We start from the raw sequence: 18,933 nt of genomic DNA, 5'->3' as shown, positions 1-18,933 counted from the left end.
TTATGCAAACACACTTTGATTCTCAGGCATGGCTTAAATTAAGTCATAGCCATGGTGTTAATTTATCGCTCAAAGAGCTGATGTATTATAAAGCAAAAGCGCAACTGCTTGAGCTGGCACCTAAAGTTAGAATAAAAAATACCTTAGCGGGGCAATATCTGGCGCCGCATAAAGGCCGTGGCATGGAGTTTGCCGAAGTGCGCCATTACCAACACGGTGATGACATACGCTCTATTGATTGGCGGGTCACGGCCCGTATCGGTGAAACTCACACCAAGCTTTTTCAAGAAGAAAAAGAACGCCCGGTATTTGTGTTTACTGACTTTTCAAATTCAATGTTATTTGGCTCACAATTATTATTAAAATCGGTGCAAGCTGCACATATTAGCGCCCTGGTTGCATGGTCTGCTTGCCAACGTGGCGATAGAATTGGCGGTATTGTGTTTAATCAGCACTCGCATTTAGAGCTTAAACCTAGCGCCCGTGAAAAAGCGGTGTTAAAGCTGTGTCATAATTTGTGCGACGCCCATCAGCAGGCACTTGAAAATATTGATAAACCCGCCAGCAATAGCTTTAGTGATAACCTTAAGCGTTTAAATCACTTAGCTAAACCCGGTAGTTTGGTTTATATCGTATCCGATTTTAACGCCTTAGATGACGCCAGCTTTAAACAACTCGAATTACTTGCGCGGCACTGTGAATTAATAGGTTGCCATATTAGCGATCCCTTCGAGCATAAGTTACCGGCTTTCCAACAAGCGGTTACGGTAAGTGCTAATAATCAGCAGTTTGCCCTCCCTTTGATGGATAACAGTTTTAGAGAACGATTTGCCAAAAATGCCGAGCACGCATTTAGCGCGCGTATTAATCGTTTAACAAAATCTGGGCTTAACCTATTATCATTCGATGCAGCCACTGCGCTGGAACTGCAATTAGTGAGAAGATAAATCATGCAAACCTCTCCACTTGATGGCCTTCACGATATTATTGCTCCCTCTCACGTTGACTGGTGGCCGTTAGCCCCTGCTTGGTGGGTAGTTATTAGCATTGCACTGTGCTTAGTGTGTGGCTTAATTATAATTATGTACAAAAACTATCAATTTAAAAAACCAAAACGTAATGCGATTAAATTAGCTAATCAACAACAATCAGCGCAGCAATTGCATATTATTTTAAAGCGTTTAGTGATCACCTATTACGATCCACGCTTAGCAGCGCAATCCACAGCTAACTGGTGTAAAACCCTAAGTCAACTTGCTGCAATTGGTTTTAATGAAGATGAAATTTCAAGCCTATATAGCACAGCACAAACACCACCGGCACTCAGTGATAAGTTTCGCCAAGCTATTAAACAATTTAAGCTAAAGGAGCCACTGCATGTTTGAATTTAGCTGGTCATGGCTGTTTTTATTACTGCCGCTTCCTTTAACGTTACTGCTATTAAAACCCGCAGCAAGTAATGCAACGACACGTTTACGCATCCCAAGTTTTGCATCGCATAATTTAAATAATCAACATGTAGAGCCCAGTGCACGTAAGTTAAACACTCTTGAATGGTTGCTATGGGCATTATTAGTAACAGCATCGGCTAACCCTACTTGGTTAGATGAGCCTATATCGCTGCCTAATGAAGGTCGCGACATTATGCTCGCTGTGGATTTATCGGGCTCAATGACAGAACAAGACATGGCTTATAATGGCCAATATGTTGACCGTTTAACTATGGTTAAAGCAGTGCTTAGCGATTTTATAGAGCAACGTCAAGGCGACAGACTTGGGCTAATATTGTTTGGTGATACCGCGTTTTTGCAAACACCTCTCACTCGTGATGTAAAAACCGTCAGCAAAATGCTTACTGAAGCACAAATAGGTTTAGTAGGACGTGCCACGGCTATTGGTGACGCTTTGGGCTTATCTGTTAAACGCTTTGCTAGTAAAAAAGAAAGTAATCGCATTGTGGTGTTACTAACAGATGGACAAAACACCGCAGGAAACCTTGATCCCGAAGATGCCCTATTACTAGCTCGTGAAGAAGGCATAAAAGTGTACACCATCGGAGTCGGCTCAGATAATCCTCGTGGCTTTAGTTTATTTAATATGGGCTCTGGGGGCAGCAATTTAGATGAGAGTTTACTGAAAAATATTGCCGAACAAACAGGGGGTCTGTACTTCAGAGCCAAAGATGTCGCTGGGTTGCAACAAATCTATGCAGAGCTTGATAAACTCGAGCCAATTAGTGCCGATGAGCAGACCTTTCGCCCGCAAACAGCCTTGTTTTATTATCCGTTATTACTGGCCATTCTATTAATAAGTGCAATGGCATTTTTAAAAACAGTACGTGCATTGAAGGAGCCAAGCTAATGGATTTTGAGTTTATTCGCCCCGCTATTCTATGGCTACTACTTCCTGCGCTAGGGCTGTTTTTTATTGCCATGCTTAAAAAGAAAAAAGCCCAATCGGCGCCACTCATTGCGCCACATTTAGCACAATTTGTTATGAGTGAATCAAATAATCAGGCTCGTCAGCCGCTGTGGCTAGTTGCGTTATTTTGCAGTTTAGCCATTATATTTAGTGCAGGCCCAAGTTTTGAGGAAAAACAAGTCCCTGTATTTCAAAGCAAAAGTGCCCGCGTTATTGTAATGGATATGTCGTACTCTATGTATAGCACCGACATTGCTCCTAATCGATTAATGCAATCTCGCTTTAAAGCCCTCGATATGATTGAGTTATTTAAAGAAGGTGATACTGCATTAGTAGCCTACGCAGGCACTGCCTATACCATTTCACCACTGACCAATGATGCAACCACCCTTGCTAATCTTATTCCTAGTTTGAGCCCTGAAATTATGCCTGATAAAGGCTCCAACGTGCTGGCAGGTTTAGACATGGCGCAAGAGCTGCTCACTCAAGCAGGCTACCTAGATGGTGATATTATTTTGATCACCGATGGTATTGAACAACAACAGCAAAGTGATATAAGTGGCTTTACTAACAGTAGCCAGTATCGACTTAATATTTACGGTATTGGCACTGAGCAAGGTGCACCAATAAAGTTACCTGAAGGCGGATTTTTAAAAGATAATTACGGCCAAATTGTAGTGCCTACACTCAATGGTTCTTTACTCAAAGGACTAGCAAAGAATAGTGGCGGCCAATACGCTAATTATCAGCCAAGTAATAGCGATATTGCTATTTTTTCACCGCAAGCAAACAGTGAAATACTAAAAAGTGAAAAACCAAATTTAGCCTTGTGGCGAATCGATGCTGGCATTTATGGCTTGCTTATTTTGCTGCCCTTAGCTCTATACTTATTTAGGCGCTCTGCGTTTATTGGTGCGGTGCTATTGCTAAGCTTTTTACCTCAGCAAAATGCCCATGCAGTAGAGTTACCAACGCTATTTAAAAATACCGATCAACGTGCATTAGAAGCTTACAACAACCAAGAGTACCAACAAGCAGCGCAAGCGAAGTCCAACGCACTCAAAGGCGCTGCACTTTATCAGCAAGGTCAGTTTGAAGGCGCTCTGAACGAATTTAGTCAAGATAAATCAGCTACTGGTTATTACAATTACGGTAATGCACTGGCTAAAGCCGGACAATTGGAGGCTGCTATAAACGCTTACAAACAAGCGCAATCACTGCAGTCTGATTTTACCCAAGCAGCCGATAACCAAGCGTTAGTTGAGCAGTTACTGAAGCAACAGCAAAACCAACAAGGTAATGATTCGCAAAATCAAGATGATCAAAGTCAAGATGATGCAGATAAATCAAAACAAGATCAGCAAAAAAATGGCGATAAAAATAACGCAGATAAAAGCGAAGATAACAGTGAAGAGCAGCAATCGGGTGAGCCCTCGGAGCAATCAAAAGATCAACAAAGCCAATCTGGTGAGCAGTCAGATGAACAAAATCAGCCTGACATGCAAGCTCAATCACAAAACCAACAAGACGAGAACAAAGACGACGATAGTAAGCCTCAGCAAGACGAGCAACAGAGTCAACCCAATCAAATGAATGAGCAACCGCCATCTGATGAGCAAAAGCAGCAAGCACAACAACAAGCTATGCAGGCACAGGCGGCTGAACTTACTAATGAAGAAAAAGAGAAAGCACAGCAACTAAATCAGTTACTAAGAAAAGTGCCCGACGATCCCGCTATTTTATTAAGAAACAAAATGCAATTAGAAGCCCAAAAAAGACAATATCAACGCCGTCCAACAGGAGTAGAAAAATCATGGTAATGCGATTATTTTGCTGTTTATTGCTATTAACTGCCATGCCATTAATGGCCGCCACTTCATTAGAGGCAAGCGTTGATAAAAACCCGGTACTGGCGGGTGAGTTTTTTATGCTCAATATTAGCATTGATGATTCAATCAAAGGGCAACAACCCGATACTTCAGCGCTGTTAAAAGATTTTGTCGTCGGTCCTATGAGTTTAAGTAGCCGCACCAACATTATTAACGGCAACATTAAAAAACAAACATCGTGGTCTGTTAAGTTAATGACTCGCAAAGCCGGCGAATACACAATTCCTTCTTTTAGTGTTGCAGGGCTCAGCTCTCAACCAATGAGCTTATCGGTTAAAGAGCGTAGTGGCGATACAGGTAAAAATGATGATATATTTTTAAAAAGCTCGCTTACAAATAACAGCTTATTTGTGCAAGAGGCTGGCGTTTACACCATTAAACTTTACTTAGCTAAAGAGCTACTTGATGGCAGCTTAAGCACGCCAAGCATGGAAGATGCTCAACTCACCCAGCTAGGTAAGCAAAGTGAAGATTATGAACTGGTTAACGGTAAACGTTATTTAGTGATCACCCGTAATTATTTAATTCAGCCGCAAAAAAGTGGTGCATACACCATTGAAGCACCGGTTTTTCAAGGGCGTGTTCAACAAAACTATCGCCAACTAGAGGTGTCGGCACTTGGCGATGAACAACAGATTGAAATCAAACCCATCCCTGAGAATTATCAAGGTGATTGGTTACCCAGTGAATTAGTAAGTCTAACCGAGCAATGGCAACCAGACGATAATACCGTTGAGGCCGGCACGCCAATAACACGCACTATTATGCTTACCGCATTAGGGGTTACTAAGGAGCAACTACCCGAAATTGATATGCCTACTATAGATGGTATTCGCAGCTACCCGGATGAAAAAGAAACCAACAATGCAGTACGCGATGGTCGAGTGGTATCACAGCAAAGCGCCTCATTTGCGCTACTGCCACAAACCCCAGGCACTTATACATTGCCTGAAATTACCCTGCCTTGGTATAACACCAAAATGAACCGAATTAGTTACGCAACTTTACCAGAACGCACAATTACGGTAACACCAAGTACCACAGCGCCAGCAAACTCACTAAATACACCCGTTGAAAGTACTTTAAACAACACGGATGCAGAGCCAACGCAGCAAGCGCTCAGCGTGCAACGCCACACTAGTACGCCTCTATGGCTTATTATTGTAGCCGTATTAGGTTACATATTATGGATTGTGACCCTAGTTCTTTACTTTATGAAACGCTCAGCTAAAGAAGTGCAACAAACGACGCAAGCAAATCATAGAGGCAATCAGCAAGCAGATTTAAAAACACTGCAAATACTTGCTAAAAGCCATGATAATAAAGCATTTTACGATGCACTTAATCTATACACGCTAACTCGAACAGATAAAAAGGTAGGAGCTCTCACCCATTTATGCGCTATGATAAACAACTCGCAGTTCACTGCGCAGGTAAATAATTTACAAGCACAGTTGTACGGTAACCAATCGGCTAGCACTGATTTAGAAGCGATTGTTAGTTTATTAAAAAAACATCAATCGCACACAGCTAAGCCATCATCTGCGTTAAAAGAGCTATATTCTTAATAAGAATCTTAGTTACTTTTTTGGCCTATAATAATTTTAATTAAAAAGTGCTTATGTTTGGAAATAAAAAATCGAATGATCGGGTCTTAATTAATATGGCTGAAAAACAACAACGCTATGAAGCCTTGGTTCATGTTTATCATAAGGAACTCTATCGCTTTGCTTACTGGTTATGTAACGATCCGACTATTGCTGATGACTTAGTGCAAGAAACCTTTTTGCGTGCATGGCGCTCGCTTGATTCGTTACTCGATCAAAAAGCAGCAAAGCCATGGTTGCTGACCATTTTAAGGCGTGAGAATGCCAGACGCTTTGAGCGTAAGCAATTTGATTACAGTGATGTAGATAACGACACATTGGTGGATCAAACCAGCCATAGTTTAGATGCTGCAATGGAGCAAACTGTTATCCAGCGGCAAATTTCATTATTGGCTGATGAGTACAAAGAGCCGCTGTTGCTACAGGTGGTTATGGGCTGCACTGGAGATGAAATTGCAGACATACTTAACTTAAATAAAAATACGGTTATGACGCGTTTATTTCGAGCAAAAAATCAACTTAAAGAGGCATTAAGCCGTGATGATGATCAACTTAAAGGAGCATCAAAATAATGGATGAACTTGAGTTTCGTCGCCGCACAATTGCGCAGCCAAACGAGCTAGACAAAGAACTACAGGAATTTGCGAACAGCAGTGCCGACAGGCAACAGTTTTTAAATGAAAGCAAAGCATTCGGTAAACAGCTCGACGACGCGCTTGATATTACTGTACCTGAGAATCTTGCCGAACGGATTATCTTAAACACTTCGTTAAAAGAAAAAGCCAGAACAGATGAACTTGAGCAAAAAGGTAACGTGATTAGTGCACGTTCTTGGTTTAAGTTTGACCGCGTGCATTTGGCATTAGCTGCTTCGTTTGTAGTTGCAGTCAGTGCGTTTATGTTTAGCGCAGAGCAAAATATTAATCATGCGGCTGGTGAGCATGCGCTAGCCCATGTTTATCATGAAGTTTACGTGTTAAATAAAACTCAACCAATTAGCATCCAAACTATCAACGAAAAGCTCGCTTTACTTGGCGGTCAACTTACTGATTTACCAGGCAAAGTAACTTACGTTAATTTTTGTGATTTTCAAGGTGAAAAAGGCATTCATTTAGTGTTTGAATCTGACTTTGGACCTATGACCGTGTTTATTGTCCCTAGCGAAAATAAAGTATTTGAAATAGGTTCGGGTGATTTTAGTGACTCTCGATATGCTGGCCATATAAGTCGGGGCAAACAAGCTGATACCGTGCTAATTGCAAGCCTTGGCTCACCGGTCGATATGTACAATGAACGGATTGCAGGCGCTATTCGCTGGCTTTAAGCTGTTTTGTAAACAATAAAAAACCGCAACGAGTGTGCGGTTTTTTATTGCTAATAAGCTAAGGCTTATTATTGGTTACTTACATACATCAGCAACGGCGTTAGCAAAGTAATCGATGTTTGCTTGGCTAATACCAGCTACGTTTACACGGCTAGAGCCGACAATGTAAATACCGTATTCTTTTTGTAGGCGCTCAATTTGCTCTTTATTAATACCTAAGAAAGAGAACATACCGTGTTGGCGGTCAATAAACGAGAAGTCTTGCGCAATATCTTTCGCTGCCAAACTGTCTTTAATTAAACTACGTAAGCCATTAATGCGGTTACGCATTTCATCAAGCTCACTGTGCCATAACTGCGTTAGCTCTGTGCTGCTTAAAATAGTGTTTACAATATCTGCACCGTGCGCTGGCGGCATAGAATAAATGCTACGTACCACACTCAGTAATACTGAATTTGAAATATCAGCTGTTGCGCTGTCTTTGGCAATAATTGAACAAGCACCAATACGCTCACGGTATAAACCAAAGTTTTTAGAGCATGAAGAACAAATAATTAACTCTTCAACCGCATTGGCTAAAATACGCAGGCCATTTGCATCTTCTTCTAAAGAAGAACCGAAACCTTGATATGCAATATCAATTAATGGTGTAAAGCCCACATCTTTTGCAAGTTCTGCAATGGTGTTCCATTGTGTTTCGTTTAAATCCATACCACTTGGGTTATGACAACATGCATGTAGCAGCACTACATCGCCTTTAGGCACCTGCGTTAAGGTTTCAACCATTTCATCAAACAATAGATCTTTGTTTTCGTAATCGTAATATGGGTATTCTTTTACCGTTAAGCCTGCAGCTTCAAATAAGCTAATGTGGTTTGCCCACGTTGGATTCGTTACCCATACAGTGGCGCCTGGATTACAACGTACAATGAATTCTGCAGCAACACGAAGTGCACCAGTACCGCCAGGAGCTTGTGCTGTGCGTACGCGATTAGCTAATAATGCTGGGTGTTCACCTAGTAGAAGATTTTCCATTTGTTGACAGTAATCTAAATTACCAGCAAGACCAATGTAAGATTTGCTCATTTCATTTTCTAAACGAAATGCTTCTGCTTTTTTTACTGACTTTAATACCGGGGTATTCCCCTGCTCGTCTTTATATACACCAACCCCTAAGTCAATCTTATTTGGGTTAGTATCTTGCTTATAGGCCGCCATAAGGCCAAGAATAGGGTCTGTTGGTAATGGTTTTAATACTGAGAACATTGACTATCTCTTCGTTATTTAGGGGTTAGCTGTTGCGCTAAGCTTAACATAAAAACTCACTAGGTTGACTAGTGTTATTTACACTAAAAAGTGAGGAATTTTAATGCAACACGCAATTAATAACGCCAGCGTCGCTTTATCAAAAAAATCAGTATTGAAGGCTTCACCATCAACAATACCTACACACTGCTGTTGTGCATTAAATAACGGTAAACAGGCTTCTGCTTTTACCTTCGGATCGCAGGTATAATACTCACCGCCTGCTGCTATATATTGCTCAACATTATTAATGACGCGTCCTTTACCGCTAAGCGCTACTTGAACGTTATTACTGCCCATTGCAAATTCATCGGTAAGCGGAAACAAAGGACGACTCGGGGCACCAAAATAAGCCAGCTTTAATAGCTGCTCACCTTCATTGGTGACGGTGTTTTGATAAATGCCGTACCAATCAAGCTGCGTATTTTCAATAACGTAGTCAACAATTAACTGAAGTTGCGCCAGCTTTTCAGTTGTTTGCGCACTTTGACTAACATAATCGCTTAGTTTAAATGGCTCATCTTGTAGGTAACCAAATAAGCTACATGCCCCTCCTTCACCTAGCTCAGGAATTTGATACTCCAAACGCACCGCTGGTGCAGCATTATTATTTAGATATTGATCGAGCTTTTCTAGCTCAGCGTGAATTAACTGTTGCTCAATATTAAGCTGAGCGTGCTCTAAGTAAGAATTAAGCATTTGGACGTCCATACATCTATAATGCCGAAATAGTAGCATGGATATTTTTATAGTGCTAGCCAATTTAAAACGGTTTTTAAAAAATACTTAAGCGCATTTTTAATAAGCCTAATGAGGTCAATATTGTTAAGCTTATAACTTTATAAAAATGAATCGAGGCGTAAAAATTACGTCTTTGCGTCGTAAATTTGTTATTATTTACCGCATTATTATATTCAATCTTAAGTAGGTTAATTATGAGTGATAGTCACTTAGTGTATTCAACAGCAACGGGGCGAATTGACCAGCCAAAGCCAGAAAAAGAACTGGATGTAAAACTATTTAAAGATGGCTCTATTCGCATAGAGCGTCAAACCAAAGGCCGAAAAGGCAAAGGTGTAATGCTGGTTGTTGGTCTTGATCCACAACAGCATGATTTGAAAAAGTTAGCTAAAACAATAAAAAGTAAGATGGGCCAAGGCGGCGCAGTAAAAGAAGGGGTTATCGAAGTACAAGGTGATGACCGCGACAAACTAAAAGCTATTTTAGAAGGGTTAAAATTTAAAGTAAAAATTGCGGGTGGTTAACCCGCAACTTTTTACTTATTCAATAATTTTTAGCGCAGCTAGTTGATCAAATAATGCGGGGATATCATCTTCAGCCACTGGCTTGCTAAAATAATACCCTTGCACAATAAAACAATTATTGTTTTGTAAAAACTCAACTTGCTCGATTGTTTCAACCCCTTCAGCAACCACATCAAGCTTCAGCTTTTGTGCCATAGCGATAATGGCCGCAGTGATCTCCATGTCGTTGTCATCCTCAGGGATATCTTTGACAAACGAGCGATCAATTTTAAGAATATCGACGGGGAAACGCTTGAGGTAACTCAGCGAAGAGTAACCCGTACCAAAATCGTCAATAGAAATTGAGATACCCAATTTTTTAAGTTGATGCAACTGTTCAATAGCCGCCTCAACGTTACCCATCAGCATGCTCTCGGTTAGTTCAAGATGCAGACTTTTTGCGTTAATTTGTGTCTCTATAATTATCTTTTTCAGCATAGGTACTAAGCTTGCGTCTTTAAACTGTCTTGCTGACAGGTTAATCGACATATTACTTGCTCTATCTTGTTGCTCTAGTCGCTTAGTAAACTCACAGGCTTGTTGTAGCACCCATTGACCAAGCTCCACAATTAAACCGGTTGCCTCGGCTATGGGAATAAACTTAGTCGGAGGAATAAACCCTTGTGTAGGATGGAACCAACGAAGCAATGCTTCATATCCCACCACGCTGTTATCGCGACAATCAACCTGTGGCTGGTAATGCAGCGTGAGTTGCTTTTCTTTAATCGCATGGCGCAACTCATTTTCAAGGAATAATCGTTCATTAGCTGCCGCATTAAGATCTTGGCTATAAAAGTGGAAAGTATTACGCCCTTTGGCTTTTGCTTCATACATAGCTAAATCGGCATGCTTTAATAACTGATCTTCTTCTAGGCTATCAAATGGCGCTAAGGTAATACCAATACTTGCACTAACAATCACTTCATTGCTGCCAAGTTTTATTGGCTGATTTAACGTTTTTTGTATTGTATCAGCGACTTCAGATGCTTCTTCTTGGTGCTCAATACCGCTAAGTAGAACAGCAAACTCATCCCCCCCTAAACGGGCTATGGTATCTTCCGCACGTAAACGCTGTTTTAAGCGTGTTGCCACTTCAACCAATAGCTGATCGCCCGCATCATGGCCTAAAGTGTCATTAATACGTTTAAATTCATCAAGGTCAAAATAAAATAAAGCAAACGAGTAACGCCCTCTTTCAGCAAGCGCCATGGATTTTCTAAGTTGCATCCTAAAGAATGTACGATTAGCAAGTCCGGTTAATGTGTCGAAGTAAGCGAGCTGTTCCATTTTTCGTTGGCTTTCTTTCACAAACGAAATATCTTGCGCTGATGCCACGTAACTGGTGATTTTACCACCGTCTTCTCGAATTGGTGACACACTTAGCGATACCCATAATGGCGGCTTATTTTGCGCTTCAATAAGCGTATCTCCTCGCCAATAATTACGGTTGCGTAAATCAAGATCAATATCTTCAACCAACATGGTCATTTCATTAGCAATAATTGTCAGTAATGGCTGGCGCAAGAAGTCATTTTCGGCAAAGTCTGTCATCTCCAACATTTTTGGATTCACATATTCAATGACAAAATTTTCATCGGTGATCACCACCCCCGTCCCCGAGAACGCAACCGCTTTAGACAAACGGTTTGCTGCTTTTTCTGCGATTTCTTTTTCTATTATACGCTGATTTAAGCCATCAATGAGTTTACGAATTTCAATGGTCATATCTTTGAATGAACCATTAAGCGTACCAATTTCATCTTTATTTTCTTTTGGAAAATCAATTTCTAACTGGCCTTTACCAAAATTAGTAACTGCATAAACCAATGAATGTAAGCGTCTTAATACTAATTGGTAGAGTGCTTGGTGTAATAATAAAGCAACTAAAATGGCATACAGAATAAATAAGCCAAAAAACTTAAGCTTTAAATCTTTAAGTGCCGATAACGTTGAAGAGCGCTTTTTATAAACACCTACATACCAGTTTACACCTGCCACCTTATGAATGTTGATAATGTAATCTTCATCATTTAATGAAAACGAATCGGCATATTCTGGCAATTGAATTTGCCCTGCGTTATCAATAACGCGCTTTAGTTCAGGGGAAATAAAATCTTCTGGTAGTAGCTTTTTACCTGCCTCACCGTATTTTGTATAACTATCAGAGCCTAAATTTGGGTGCGCTAATAATTGCCCTTGCTCATCAAATACGACAAGGTGCTTTTCTTTTCCACCCACGGGTAATTGCGATACTAAGGAATCGAGTGAAATATCACTCCCCGTGACACCTAAAAATTCATCATCTTTATAAATAGGAACAATTAAACTCACTACCCATTTATTCCATACATTATCGTAGTAAACCCGCGACCAAAGCGGATCACGCTGTGGGTTAGTTAACGATTTGGCATAATTAAAGCTCTCACTTTGGTTGAATGTGTAATTGCCGGGCACATTAAGCGCCCAATTAGGTGGTGCAACACGAATAAAGTTATCTTTAGTTATAAGATAAAAATTATAAAAGTCTTGGATTAACGTCGGAGAAATAACTTTCCAAAGCGATTCTGAGTCAGCAATTAGCTGTTTATAAAAGGGAGAATATGCAGTTTGAGGGATAAACGCGGCAGATAGGCCATCTGCTGATGCACTGCGCACTGAGCCATCATTGGTCAGCTGCATTGTGGGTGTATTATTATTTTTAAATGACAGCTGCCCTTCAAATAACTGCTCGCTAACAACAATATTAGCTTGCTCTGCTATTTTAACTTTGGTCGCTATCAAGTTGTTAAATTGTTTTATTAATAATTCATTTGATTGCTTTAATACCTCATGCTCTTCAAAGACAAGCTGTTTTTCTTCTGACTTGAGCATTAATGCAGCCGCGCAAATGCCTGCCACTAAACAGATGCCAGAGATCAACAATGATAACTTTACACTGAGTGAGTTTATGCCAAATCGAGATGGAGGGCGTCGATACACAAAAAGCCAACCTTATTTATAATTATTATTTTTGCAAGTAATAGAAATATACCAGAACTTAAATCAGAATTATAAATTATTTATGAAGTTTTCTAAAAACAACGTGTTTTGTCTATATATCGGGTAAAAAGCCGATTTCCTGTAAGTGCTTGTTGACATTGGGGGTTACACTTCATACATTAAGGGTATGAATATAAATTACTCACACACCTTTTTTTCTTTTTTTAGCTTCTTTATGTAGAAGAGGCTTCCCTGTTTGTGAGATAAAATCAACCGAATAGTAAAGCCTCCCAACCGGGAGGCTTTTTTGTTTTCACTGCATAATCAGTGACATGTTTTGGAATGAGGAAAACCAAATGAGCAACGATGTACTCGATACTCTCAGGCACGACATAAATGAAATCGACAACGATTTACTTGTCTTGCTAGCAAAACGACGCCGTATTAGTCATGGCGTCGTTGAATATAAAATAGCAAATAATAAACCCATTCGTGATGAAGCCCGTGAACTGGCTTTACTCGAAAAACTCATAGGCTATGGCAAATCGTTAGGACTTGACGCTTACTACGTTAACAATGTTTTCCAAACGATATTAGAAGACTCTGTGTTGCATCAACAAGCCATGCTGCAAAAGAATTTAAATCCCGATGCACTGAGCGAAACTCATCGCGTAACGTATTTAGGCGGTCAAGGCTCGTATAGTCAGCTTGCGTGTCATAAATATTTTAGCCGTCGCCCGGGTAAATTAGTTGAAATTGGTTGCACCTCATTTGAGGAAATCACCGGAAAAGTAGAAAAAGGTCAAGCCGACTTTGGCTTACTGCCTATTGAAAATACGAGTTCGGGTAGTATTAATGAAGTATTTGATTTACTGCAGCATGCACAAGTCTCTATTGTCGGTGAAGTTACTCATAGCGTTGATCATTGCTTATTAGCAACCCCAGGCACTGAGCTAAGCCAATTAACCAAGGTATTTGCGCACCCACAACCCTTTGCCCAATGTAGCCGCTTTTTACAAGGGCTTGGTGAACTTCAGCATGAAACCTGTGACTCAACCTCAAGCGCACTCAAGTCTGCTATGGAAACGCCAAATAGTGCCGCAATTGGCTCAGCGCAAGCAGGGAAAAATGTAGGTCTTGAAGTGATTAAGGCGAATCTTGCCAACCAAAAAGAAAATCACAGTCGCTTCATTGTCGTTGCCCGCAAACCACTGCAAGTATCGACACAAATTCCGACTAAAACCAGCTTAATTATGTCAACCAAGCAACAAGCTGGTTCACTTGCCGATGCGTTAATGATTTTTAAACAGCATAATATTAATTTAGTGAAACTAGAATCTCGACCTACGCCTGGTAACCCATGGGAAGAAGTATTTTATGTAGACTTGGAGGCTAACTTAATCGATAACCAAGTTAAGCATGCATTAGAAGAGCTAAAACAGCACACTCAATACGTGCGCGTTCTCGGTTGCTACCAAAGCGAGTCTTTGCAAGCTGTTAGCGTAGAAAGCTAACTAAAAAAAGGGCCTATCGGCCCTTTTTTGTTTTCAGTAATTTTAATCGAGTACTTTCGCGTCATTCGCTTTATTTAATAAACTGCGGCTTTGGGTTAAAAAGTGCGCCGTTGAATCTGAAAAATAAGACTTTGCATCAGCAAAAGCATCAATTAAGGCGGGCTTATCCCCTGCTTTTAGCTTTTCGAGCGTCTCTGAAAACAGCGACTGATACTGCGCTAATAAACTTTCTACATTATCAAATTGCGCTAACATAATATCAGTGTACAGCTCTGGCGATTGCGCAAATAAACGGCCAACCATCATCAGCTCTAATTGATAAATAGGTGATGAACAACTTCTTAACTCGGCGAGTGTGTGCCCCTGTTTTGCTAAAAACTGACCGTACACAAAGGTAGTTAAATGGCGCATAACCTGAATAATTTGCATTGCTTCGTCATGCTTTTTGGCATCAAGTTCAACCAACTGACAACCCCATATTTGTAGTTGCTTTAGTAACCCTTGCGCCACTTCATGATTACGCCCTTCGCACACCACCACGGTTTGTTTCACCCAATGGGAAATATCAGGTCCAAACATGGGATGTAAACCAACAACTGGCCCACTATGTACTTTTTTAAGCACAGCTAATGGTGCTTGTTTAACTGATGTAATATCAACCAGCAAACAATCATCATCAAGCTTTGGAAGTTCGTTAACAACGGTTTCAAGAGCATTTATTGGTACACTGATCATCACCAGTTTTGCACCTTTTAGAATATCCGCTGCCTGCAATTGCTGCGCTTTATCTAAAATTTTGACTTCGTAACCCGAACGCTGAAATTGTTTTGCAAATAACTGACCCATTGCCCCTTCACCACCAACAATAACAATTGGCGATAATTGTGGGTCGACACAGGCTAATTTGGCTTGTTGATTTTGATAAGCTTCACGCATCATGCGTCTGAGAATGTCTTCGACTAAATCAGGATTTACACCTTGATTAATAGCCTCTTGGCGTCGTGCAGCTAATAAATCAGCTTCTCGATCGGGTGCATGTAATGGCGCGCCAGTTTGTTGTTTTATTGCGCCTATTTGTTGGGTAATACCATTGCGTTTTGCAAGTAAGGCAACCAGTTGCGCATCGCATTCATCTATACCTGTTCTTAGCTGCGCTAAATCACTTATCTCTGCCACGTTCTCATTCCATCCAAAAAAGCAAAATCGTAAATTAAAACTTACAAAAAAGTAAACTAATCAATACGATAAATACTAACAGGATACGTTAGGGGTTAAAAGGCAAATTATTGAAAAGATCACTATCAGTTGTTCAACTAAAACCAAGGTGGAAACGGTAGTAAGTAACCTAAACGCTAGATAATAAATCTATCTCAAGCAGCTATTTCAGCGCTAACTACATTGAATTTACGTAGGTTCAGGTTAAGTAGAGGATCTTAAAAAGTGGCAAAAGCCACTTTTATTAAGTAACCGGCGAGCGGTTAAGGAGAACTATTAGTATTCTAATGCCATAGCCGCAAGCGACATAACACTGTCGAATGATTCTGCACCGGCGATAAATAAGCCATTGTGACAAAACATAGCGTCATCTATACCAGTTACCGCTTGAAATTCATCATCCGATAATCCTGCCCACGGTGCAGGTAACGACTTTCTGTCTTCAAAAGAGCCTAACTCTGCAGGTACCGTTTGCACTATCCACTTGCCAGAATGAGATGGGTAAACAACAAATAATGCCTCTTCAGATAAACTATGTACGGTTTTTTTCCACGGCGTATAACGCTCCAATACGATTAATCGAGGATCGTCAGCTTGTTTAATTGCTTGAGCAACAATCTTTTTAGCATTTAAACCACCACGCGCTGAGGCCACAAAACGAATCAGCAAAGTGTGTGCAAACTCGACTGCTTGATCAAAAGCAGTATCAAAATTACTTTCCTCTTCCCAAGTTGGGTTAAACATAGAAATTGTTTGACTTAAGCTAATGCCTGTAGCAACCCCTTCCACATGACCACAATCAATGGCATCAATAGTTGATACAAGCCCTGCATCCACCGCATTAGCCACATCTTGGTTATCATCACATATTGCTAAACCATACTTTTTCCACACCAAGCCAAATGATGAAAAAGGAATCCCATTTTCACGAGCACCGGCACCGCCGCGCTGATGGTGATCAAATCGGTCAGTTTGTGGGTCATATTGACCGCCAACATCAATAACCACATCGGCGTCATTAATAATCGCATTATCGCGTGTGCGGATCAGGGTAAAAGAAGGGAAAATAATTTTAAGCGCAGCGATACTAAAAACATCATCTGCGTGAAAATTGCCGTTGTGTGTAACTATCGTTTTATCATTCATTTTTGTACATCATTTTTTGCAAGAAGTGAGAAGATATTGTGCTTTGAAGTGAACCACACTTTAACGCAAGCTGGTTAATGTGTGTATTGGTTTTTAAATGTAGCGATATAAAAACCGCAATAGCATTAAAACCAAAACGGGTTGCAACCCAAAGGTTGCAACCCGTTTTTTTGCGTTGATAAACAGCGCGTATTAGTTAAGTTTTTCTCTAATACGTGCAGATTTACCAGAACGCTCACGTAGATAGTAAAGCTTAGCACGACGAACCGCACCGCGACGCTTAACTGTTACGCTATCAATAAGAGGGCTGTGCGTTTGGAATACACGCTCAACACCTTCACCGTTCGAGATTTTACGAACTGTGAATGCTGAGTGAAGACCACGATTACGCTTAGCGATTACAACACCTTCAAAGGCCTGTAGACGCTCTTTAGCACCTTCTTTTACTTTTACCTGTACAACTACTGTATCACCAGCGCCGAATGCAGGTACGTCTGTTTTAAGCTGCTCTTCTTCAAGCGCTTTAATAATATTTTGGTTTACTTTTGCCATTATGTTTCTCACTTTCCTAGGTGTAACTGTCTTCTAGCCACAAGCTTTTTGGTACTCTTGCTGAAATTTCGCGAGTAATACCGCTTGCTCCTCAGTCAGAGCTAGGTTATGCAACAAGTCAGGACGGCGAAGCCAAGTTCTACCTAATGACTGCATAAGCCGCCATTTTGCTATCTCTTGGTGGTTTCCGCTGAGTAATACAGCAGGCACCTGTTTGTCGTCCAATGTTTCTGGCCGTGTATAGTGAGGACAATCTAGCAAGCCATCCGAAAATGAATCTTGCTCTGCTGACTGGTTGTGTCCTAAAACCCCTGGCACTAATCGCGCTACTGCGTCAATTAATGTCATGGCAGGTAGTTCACCCCCACTCAAAATAAAATCACCAATTGACCATTCTTCGTCAACGTACGATTCTATTATTCTCTCGTCTATACCTTCATAGCGACCGGCAATTAAAATCAGTTTTTCAGAGTTTGCGAGTTCGCTTGCCCCTTGCTGATCTAATTTGCGCCCTTGTGGCGACATATAAATTACTTTTGCACCATCACCTGCAGCCTGTTTGGCTTCAAGAATGGCTTGTTTAAGTGGTTCAACCATCATTAACATGCCTGGTCCGCCCCCGTAAGGACGATCATCTACGGTTCTATGCTTATCAGTTGCATAGTCACGTGGATTCCAGCAGTTAAAGTCGATTAAACCATTTTTAACAGCGCGACCGGTTACACCTTGCGTTGTAATTGCATCAAACATATCCGGGAAAAGGCTGATAACCCCTACCCACAACGAACTTGTTTGACTCATTAAAAGCTTGGATCCCAATCTACAGTAATTTCTTTCGCATCGTATTTAACTTCTTGAATAACTGAATCAGTTAAAAAAGGAATTAAACGTTCTGCTTGGCCAAATGCATCTTTACTGTTTGCTTTCACAACCAGTACGTCATTTGAGCCTGTCTCCATAAGGTCATCAACAATGCCTAAGTTATAACCTTTATCAGTTACAACCGACATGCCAATGAGATCTCGCCAATAGAATTCACCTTGCGGTAATTCTGGTAGCTGCGCTGAATCCACAGAAATTTCAACATTGGTATAAGCCATTGCTTGGTCTCTGTCGTTTACTTGCGCAAACTTAGCGATAAAGCCTTTGTTGTGGCGACGCCAGTCGACCACTTCTAAGGATTGCCATTTACCTTGCTGCCCTATCAACCACGGGCTGAAATCGAAGATCCCTTGGGGATCATCAGTAAATGAATGCACCTTAAGCCAGCCCTTTATACCATATGGGGCGCCGAGCTTTCCTACGACAATTATTGATGAGGTGTTCTCTTGACTCATGGTTACACTTACGCCTATTAAGCCGCTTTACGAGCGTCTTTAACTAATTTAGCTACACGATCTGAAAGACCTGCGCCTTGACCTAACCAGTGCTCAACACGTGGTAAATCTAAACGAAGTTTTTCTTCTTGACCTGAAGCGATTGGGTTAAAGAAACCTACTTTCTCGATGAAGCGACCGTCACGCGAGAAACGGCTATCCGCAACCACAATTTGATAGAAAGGGCGTTTTTTAGCGCCACCACGTTGCAAACGAATAGTTACCATACCGTCCTCTAAATAGATTGACTGTTTTCATTAATAAGATTTACTCCCCAGTATGGGGAGCCGGTGAATTGTAC

General features: G+C 40.9%; 18 protein-coding genes and 1 other annotated feature. Of the genes, 9 read left to right on the top strand and 9 right to left on the bottom strand.

Translation table 11 applies throughout. The annotated features are described in order from the left end of the window. The first annotated feature begins 2 nt into the window (after positions 1-2). From B1F84_RS04940 to B1F84_RS04910, 7 genes are read left to right on the top strand one after another with little or no spacing between them, the layout of a single operon-like run. Entirely contained in the window at positions 3-947 is a 945-nt protein-coding gene (locus B1F84_RS04940; protein ID WP_131690752.1) for a DUF58 domain-containing protein, read from the top strand. A 3-nt stretch (positions 948-950) separates the two neighbouring features. After that, positions 951-1,385, top strand: coding sequence for a DUF4381 domain-containing protein (locus B1F84_RS04935; protein ID WP_010391338.1), 435 nt, complete (start codon positions 951-953; stop codon positions 1,383-1,385). Continuing rightward, positions 1,378-2,361: a VWA domain-containing protein gene (locus B1F84_RS04930; protein WP_131690751.1), complete on the top strand. Its 984-nt coding sequence runs from the start codon at positions 1,378-1,380 to the stop codon at positions 2,359-2,361. The genes B1F84_RS04935 and B1F84_RS04930 overlap by 8 nt, the downstream gene beginning before the upstream one ends. After that, positions 2,361-4,241: a VWA domain-containing protein gene (locus B1F84_RS04925; RefSeq protein WP_131690750.1), complete on the top strand. Its 1,881-nt coding sequence runs from the start codon at positions 2,361-2,363 to the stop codon at positions 4,239-4,241. Before B1F84_RS04930 ends, B1F84_RS04925 begins: the two co-directional genes overlap by 1 nt. After that, positions 4,235-5,878: a BatD family protein gene (locus tag B1F84_RS04920; protein ID WP_131690749.1), complete on the top strand. Its 1,644-nt coding sequence runs from the start codon at positions 4,235-4,237 to the stop codon at positions 5,876-5,878. The genes B1F84_RS04925 and B1F84_RS04920 overlap by 7 nt, the downstream gene beginning before the upstream one ends. A gap of 53 nt (positions 5,879-5,931) precedes the next feature. Next, a complete protein-coding gene (locus tag B1F84_RS04915) occupies positions 5,932-6,489 on the top strand; it encodes a sigma-70 family RNA polymerase sigma factor (RefSeq protein WP_131690748.1) in 558 nt (185 codons plus the stop codon). Then, positions 6,489-7,241, top strand: coding sequence for a DUF3379 family protein (locus tag B1F84_RS04910; RefSeq protein ID WP_131690747.1), 753 nt, complete (start codon positions 6,489-6,491; stop codon positions 7,239-7,241). The genes B1F84_RS04915 and B1F84_RS04910 overlap by 1 nt, the downstream gene beginning before the upstream one ends. Positions 7,242-7,316: 75 nt before the next feature. Here the strand turns inward: B1F84_RS04910 and B1F84_RS04905 are convergent, their stop codons facing one another. Together B1F84_RS04905 and B1F84_RS04900 are read right to left on the bottom strand one after the other, a co-directional pair. Next, positions 7,317-8,507, bottom strand: coding sequence for an amino acid aminotransferase (locus tag B1F84_RS04905; RefSeq protein ID WP_076918962.1), 1,191 nt, complete (start codon positions 8,505-8,507; stop codon positions 7,317-7,319). A gap of 78 nt (positions 8,508-8,585) precedes the next feature. After that, on the bottom strand, positions 8,586-9,245 hold the full coding sequence (locus B1F84_RS04900; protein ID WP_131690746.1) for a GAF domain-containing protein: 660 nt from the start codon (positions 9,243-9,245) through the stop codon (positions 8,586-8,588). Between the two features lie 236 nt (positions 9,246-9,481). Here B1F84_RS04900 and B1F84_RS04895 point away from each other — a divergent pair, with 236 nt between their 5' ends. Further along, on the top strand, positions 9,482-9,811 hold the full coding sequence (locus tag B1F84_RS04895) for a translation initiation factor (protein WP_008114484.1): 330 nt from the start codon (positions 9,482-9,484) through the stop codon (positions 9,809-9,811). Positions 9,812-9,826: 15 nt separating this feature from the next. Here B1F84_RS04895 and B1F84_RS04890 read toward each other — a convergent pair whose 3' ends face one another. After that, positions 9,827-12,829, bottom strand: coding sequence for an EAL domain-containing protein (locus B1F84_RS04890; protein WP_131690745.1), 3,003 nt, complete (start codon positions 12,827-12,829; stop codon positions 9,827-9,829). Positions 12,830-13,025: 196 nt separating this feature from the next. Next, positions 13,026-13,141 (top strand) — a sequence feature (Phe leader region). A 44-nt stretch (positions 13,142-13,185) separates the two neighbouring features. On the opposite strand from B1F84_RS04890, the gene B1F84_RS04885 reads away from it, so the two are divergent. Then, positions 13,186-14,343, top strand: a complete 1,158-nt coding sequence (locus B1F84_RS04885) for a chorismate mutase (RefSeq protein WP_008114478.1) — start codon at positions 13,186-13,188, stop codon at positions 14,341-14,343. A gap of 42 nt (positions 14,344-14,385) precedes the next feature. Here the strand turns inward: B1F84_RS04885 and tyrA are convergent, their stop codons facing one another. From tyrA to rpsP, 6 genes are all read right to left on the bottom strand, one after another. Then, positions 14,386-15,519 carry a bifunctional chorismate mutase/prephenate dehydrogenase gene (gene tyrA / locus B1F84_RS04880; protein WP_131690744.1) on the bottom strand — a complete coding sequence of 378 codons (1,134 nt, stop codon included), beginning with the start codon at positions 15,517-15,519 and terminating at the stop codon, positions 14,386-14,388. A gap of 315 nt (positions 15,520-15,834) precedes the next feature. Then, positions 15,835-16,704 (bottom strand): MYG1 family protein, encoded by an 870-nt coding sequence (locus tag B1F84_RS04875; RefSeq protein WP_131690743.1) that lies wholly within the window; start codon positions 16,702-16,704, stop codon positions 15,835-15,837. Between the two features lie 192 nt (positions 16,705-16,896). After that, entirely contained in the window at positions 16,897-17,256 is a 360-nt protein-coding gene (gene rplS, locus B1F84_RS04870) for a 50S ribosomal protein L19 (RefSeq protein ID WP_008114473.1), read from the bottom strand. A gap of 33 nt (positions 17,257-17,289) precedes the next feature. After that, positions 17,290-18,057 carry a tRNA (guanosine(37)-N1)-methyltransferase TrmD gene (gene trmD / locus B1F84_RS04865; RefSeq protein ID WP_008114471.1) on the bottom strand — a complete coding sequence of 256 codons (768 nt, stop codon included), beginning with the start codon at positions 18,055-18,057 and terminating at the stop codon, positions 17,290-17,292. Further along, positions 18,057-18,593 carry a ribosome maturation factor RimM gene (rimM, locus tag B1F84_RS04860; protein WP_008114470.1) on the bottom strand — a complete coding sequence of 179 codons (537 nt, stop codon included), beginning with the start codon at positions 18,591-18,593 and terminating at the stop codon, positions 18,057-18,059. The genes trmD and rimM overlap by 1 nt, the downstream gene beginning before the upstream one ends. Before the next feature lie 17 nt (positions 18,594-18,610). Further along, the gene (rpsP, locus tag B1F84_RS04855; protein ID WP_008114468.1) at positions 18,611-18,859 is read right to left on the bottom strand and encodes a 30S ribosomal protein S16; all 249 of its coding nucleotides are present in this window, start codon (positions 18,857-18,859) and stop codon (positions 18,611-18,613) included. Positions 18,860-18,933 lie beyond the last annotated feature (74 nt).

The sequence above is a fragment of the Pseudoalteromonas sp. DL-6 genome, from assembly GCF_004328665.1.
Taxonomy (GTDB): Bacteria; Pseudomonadota; Gammaproteobacteria; order Enterobacterales; family Alteromonadaceae; genus Pseudoalteromonas.
The sequence above is the reverse complement of the archived record's forward strand: the minus strand, read 5'-3'. Positions and strand labels throughout refer to the sequence as shown.

Excerpts from the sequence above, each read along its gene's own strand:
- B1F84_RS04885 (WP_008114478.1), top strand. The coding sequence starts at position 13,186 with ATGAGCAACGATGTACTCGATACTCTCAGGCACGACATAAATGAAATC.
- B1F84_RS04915 (WP_131690748.1), top strand. The coding sequence starts at position 5,932 with ATGTTTGGAAATAAAAAATCGAATGATCGGGTCTTAATTAATATGGCT.
- B1F84_RS04920 (WP_131690749.1), top strand. The coding sequence starts at position 4,235 with ATGGTAATGCGATTATTTTGCTGTTTATTGCTATTAACTGCCATGCCA.
- rplS (WP_008114473.1), bottom strand. The coding sequence starts at position 17,256 with ATGGCAAAAGTAAACCAAAATATTATTAAAGCGCTTGAAGAAGAGCAG.
- B1F84_RS04910 (WP_131690747.1), top strand. The coding sequence starts at position 6,489 with ATGGATGAACTTGAGTTTCGTCGCCGCACAATTGCGCAGCCAAACGAG.
- B1F84_RS04895 (WP_008114484.1), top strand. The coding sequence starts at position 9,482 with ATGAGTGATAGTCACTTAGTGTATTCAACAGCAACGGGGCGAATTGAC.
- B1F84_RS04940 (WP_131690752.1), top strand. The coding sequence starts at position 3 with ATGCAAACACACTTTGATTCTCAGGCATGGCTTAAATTAAGTCATAGC.
- B1F84_RS04875 (WP_131690743.1), bottom strand. The coding sequence starts at position 16,704 with ATGAATGATAAAACGATAGTTACACACAACGGCAATTTTCACGCAGAT.
- trmD (WP_008114471.1), bottom strand. The coding sequence starts at position 18,057 with ATGAGTCAAACAAGTTCGTTGTGGGTAGGGGTTATCAGCCTTTTCCCG.
- B1F84_RS04935 (WP_010391338.1), top strand. The coding sequence starts at position 951 with ATGCAAACCTCTCCACTTGATGGCCTTCACGATATTATTGCTCCCTCT.
- rimM (WP_008114470.1), bottom strand. The coding sequence starts at position 18,593 with ATGAGTCAAGAGAACACCTCATCAATAATTGTCGTAGGAAAGCTCGGC.
- B1F84_RS04930 (WP_131690751.1), top strand. The coding sequence starts at position 1,378 with ATGTTTGAATTTAGCTGGTCATGGCTGTTTTTATTACTGCCGCTTCCT.
- B1F84_RS04900 (WP_131690746.1), bottom strand. The coding sequence starts at position 9,245 with ATGCTTAATTCTTACTTAGAGCACGCTCAGCTTAATATTGAGCAACAG.
- B1F84_RS04905 (WP_076918962.1), bottom strand. The coding sequence starts at position 8,507 with ATGTTCTCAGTATTAAAACCATTACCAACAGACCCTATTCTTGGCCTT.
- rpsP (WP_008114468.1), bottom strand. The coding sequence starts at position 18,859 with ATGGTAACTATTCGTTTGCAACGTGGTGGCGCTAAAAAACGCCCTTTC.
- B1F84_RS04925 (WP_131690750.1), top strand. The coding sequence starts at position 2,361 with ATGGATTTTGAGTTTATTCGCCCCGCTATTCTATGGCTACTACTTCCT.